Consider the following 3,735-nt stretch of genomic DNA (forward strand, 5'->3'; position numbering starts at 1 on the left):
TGGGAATGGAGGCCCACCTTTGGCATTTACAAAAACACCAGGTTCGATTTCTATCATTTCCCTGTGGTCGTCAAAGGGCTGATTGCCCAGCATCGGAGGACCGTCATTGTTAGGATTGGCATCCCAAGGTTCGGAAGGTACCAAGTACTCTACAGCACCCAGTCTAAACCCTCCATTTTTCATAGGCTCATAAACCAAAACACCTGGCTCAGCTGGATTTACAAAAGGACCGATTTTTCCCCCATTGACTGCATGGTGTCCCATCCCGCCCAATCCAGGTACTTCTACACAATGAGGATCTAAGGCATAGCCGTCATCCTCTGCTTTCGAAAGTCGGTGGTATTTGGCGGTTGCAGCCCTGATGCTGGCTAAAAGTTTATTCTGATTGGAAGGGTTCATTCGAAGAGTGTTCCCGATTTCATCATCCAAAATTGCGAGTTCCTCTGTACTCAGGTTCAATTCCTGAGAAGGTTCAATGGAGTCTTCCATGATGCTTTCATGGATGCATGCTCCCATAATCAGGCAAACCGCCAAACCAAAAATGGATGCGGCTGATAAATGTGTTTTTCTTGTCATGGTGCTGTGTTTTTTGGGTTAAAAGAATTGTGTTTTAAATCAGATGTCCAACCTTTGGAAATTGGAAAAATTTACAATGGCTTTCATCGGTGAATTTCCTTTGATTTAGCAAACAATCCATCACCCTTATGGGTGATTTCTTTAAACACAAAAAAAAACTGCGCAAAAGCACAGTTTATAAAATTTTTAATATCGATTCAATCATTTATTTAATCCCGTTTTTTCAACTCACCTCTTTTGATAGATTGAATAAATTTGGACCATGCAAATGGATCCACAAGTGTGAAAGGTCGGGGTCCGTAACGGTCTTGTATCTGCATGATTTGACCCTGTTGGAAATAGCGCATATTTTCATTTCCAGAAGCAGGCATTCCCTCAGCCCACCTTAAGAGCGTCTCCGGACTCATATTTCCTCTCGAATCTATGGACATTGGAGCATCATAGTTCATAGCCAACACAGCCCGCTTAAACTCCTCTTCAGTGGGATATGGCATGACCTCAATTTCTGCCAGGGCTATTTCATCTACTTGCATGGTCAGGATAAGACTGATCCTATCTTCAGGCACGAATTCCGGAACCCGAAAAACCTGTCTTTGCAGTCCGACAAAACTGAAGACTACACTGTCACCTTCCAAAACAGGAAGTGAAAAATATCCATACCGACCGCTACTTGTCCCACGGCCTTTCTTAGGGACATATACGTTGACTCCGGGAACAGCATCTGTACTGTCAGAATTCAGAATAATTCCAGACAGTTGGATAACCTTTCTTTCCTTTTGATCTTGGGCAAATGATTCCTGAATCCCAAAGAAGAATATGCCAAAAAATAACAACAGGGCTATATGTGATAATTTTAATTTCAAGGCGACTCTTTTAATAATTAATGAAAATCTAACTGATTGAGTTCAGTTAAGGTTTTTAATTTGGCTATAATATTAGCCTATTTTGATATCATTTGCTTAATTTCAAAGCAGTTTTATTCGTTAAAAATTACAAATGCGACTTAAAAATATCAGTTTGAGCTATGGGATGAGGATTTTCAAAGCTTTATCAGAAGAGCCTAGGGTGCGTATCCTCCACTTATTGCAACAGAATAAAGAGCTTTCTATTTCAGACTTGGAACATATTCTGGATTTCACCCAGACCAAAACAAGTAGACATCTTGTCTACCTCAAAAATTCAGGATTGGTAGGAAGCCGCAGGGTGGATCAATGGATTTTTTATTATATTCTGGAAGAGGTACAGGAAATCATTTTGCAGATTTTTAAGTTTATTCAGAAGGACGCCAACCTTATCAAAGATCAGGAGGTTTACCAAATTCTCCATTCCAACAGGGAGCTAGCCATCAATAAAATACAGAATAATCCCTACCGAAAATAATTCTCCCTTGAAAACATACCAACACCTCTTCTTTGACCTGGACCATACCCTTTGGGATTATGACAAAAACGTACAGGAATCGTTATCCGAACTTTTTGAAATTTATCAACTCCAAAATACAGGGATTCTCGATTTCAAAACTTTTTTGGACGCTTTCTATCAGGTCAATTTTAAATTATGGGCAATGTATGATGTAGGGAAGATGGATAAAAAAAGTCTAAGAGATGTTCGTTTTAAACTTATTTTTGAAAAGGCAGGTGCTAAAGACAATGCAGTACCCAAAGAAATGGAGGATGACTTCATGCATAGGACATCCTCCAAGCCACATTTGCTTCCATATTCAAAAGAGATTTTGGAATATCTGAAGCCCAATTATAGGATGCATGTTATCACCAATGGTTTCAATGAAAGTCAGGCGCTAAAAATGAAATCTTCAGGACTTGAATCATACTTTGATTTTGTTGTCACCTCGGAGACTACGGGACATAAAAAACCCGACCCGAGGATTTTTCAATATCTTTTGGATAAACTGTCTGTAAAAGCTTCGGATTGCATTATGATTGGAGACAATCCAAATTCAGACATTCTGGGTGCTATCCAATCAAACCTTGATAATATCTATTTTGATCCCCATGGGAAAGGAATCGAGCATCTTCCGACTTATACGATCAGGCATTTGAAGGAATTGGAAGGGATTTTTTGAGAAGCGAGATCCGAGATGCGAGAAATGAGAGCCAAGAAATAAGAATCAAGAAACAAGAACTACCTCAACTGCAAACTTCATTCGGTCCTATCCCAAATCCTTTTCTGGCAGGTTTTCCCGATGGGATGCCTTATATTTGGAGGATTAGAAACTTATAAACTCAAATAAATATGCTTAAAGGATTTTTCAATGTTCCAGAACCGGTCAATGAACCGGTCAAAAGTTATGCCCCAGGTTCTCCTGAGAGATCTGAGCTTCAGGCAATGTTAAAAGAATTCAGGGCGCAGGAAGCTGATGTACCCATGTATATCGGGAGTGAAGAAGTGAGGACGGGCAATAAAAAGCCAATGAATCCACCTCATGACCACCAACACCTCCTTGGTCATTTCCATGAAGGAGATGCGTCCCATGTGAATCAGGCTATCAATGCTGCGATGGGCGCAAAGTATGCTTGGGAATCTATGGAATGGGAGCAAAGAGCTGCTATTTTTTTAAAAGCGGCTGATCTCCTAGCGGGTCCCTATAGAGCGAAGATCAATGCTGCAACCATGTTAGGCCAATCCAAAAATGCCTATCAAGCTGAAATTGATGCTGCCTGTGAGTTTATTGACTTTTTGCGATTCAATGTGAAATACATGGTAGAAATTTATTCACAACAACCTCCTGTATCCGGAAACGGGGTCTGGAACAGGGTTGAGCAAAGACCATTGGAAGGCTTCGTATTTGCCTTGACTCCTTTCAACTTTACTGCTATTGCTGGAAACTTACCCACTTCCGCTGCCTTGATGGGTAATACGGTGGTTTGGAAGCCTGCTTACGCGCAAATCTATTCAGCCAATATTTTGATGCAGGTTTTTAAAGAAGCCGGCGTACCGGATGGCGTGATCAACCTGATATACGTGGATGGACCGACTGCAGGTGATATCATTTTTAATCATCCTGATTTTGCCGGAATTCACTTTACAGGATCTACTGGTGTTTTTCAACATATCTGGAAGACCATTGGGCAAAATATCTTTAAGTATAAGTCCTATCCAAGAATCGTTGGTGAAACTGGTGGAAAGGATTTTGTGATT

At 40.6% G+C, this 3,735-nt stretch carries 5 protein-coding genes; 3 read left to right on the forward strand and 2 right to left on the reverse strand.

Annotation, left to right across the window (positions count from 1 at the left end; all coding sequences use genetic code 11):
- Both ACEW8U_RS09085 and ACEW8U_RS09090 read right to left on the reverse strand, forming a co-directional pair.
- The coding region (locus ACEW8U_RS09085) for a hypothetical protein (RefSeq protein WP_373521725.1) at positions 1-576 on the reverse strand (576 nt) is incomplete at its 3' end.
- Between the two features lie 209 nt (positions 577-785).
- Positions 786-1,439: a carboxypeptidase-like regulatory domain-containing protein gene (locus ACEW8U_RS09090; RefSeq protein WP_373521726.1), complete on the reverse strand. Its 654-nt coding sequence runs from the start codon at positions 1,437-1,439 to the stop codon at positions 786-788.
- A 133-nt stretch (positions 1,440-1,572) separates the two neighbouring features.
- Here ACEW8U_RS09090 and ACEW8U_RS09095 point away from each other — a divergent pair, with 133 nt between their 5' ends.
- The 3 genes from ACEW8U_RS09095 to ACEW8U_RS09105 form a co-directional block, all read left to right on the forward strand.
- Positions 1,573-1,956 carry an ArsR/SmtB family transcription factor gene (locus ACEW8U_RS09095; protein ID WP_373521727.1) on the forward strand — a complete coding sequence of 128 codons (384 nt, stop codon included), beginning with the start codon at positions 1,573-1,575 and terminating at the stop codon, positions 1,954-1,956.
- A gap of 7 nt (positions 1,957-1,963) precedes the next feature.
- Positions 1,964-2,659 carry a YjjG family noncanonical pyrimidine nucleotidase gene (locus ACEW8U_RS09100; RefSeq protein WP_373521728.1) on the forward strand — a complete coding sequence of 232 codons (696 nt, stop codon included), beginning with the start codon at positions 1,964-1,966 and terminating at the stop codon, positions 2,657-2,659.
- 170 nt (positions 2,660-2,829) lie between these two features.
- On the forward strand, positions 2,830-3,735 hold a 906-nt coding region (locus ACEW8U_RS09105; RefSeq protein ID WP_373521729.1), incomplete at its 3' end, for an aldehyde dehydrogenase family protein.

It is taken from the genome of Aquiflexum sp., from assembly GCF_041751335.1.
Classification (GTDB): domain Bacteria; phylum Bacteroidota; class Bacteroidia; order Cytophagales; family Cyclobacteriaceae; genus Aquiflexum.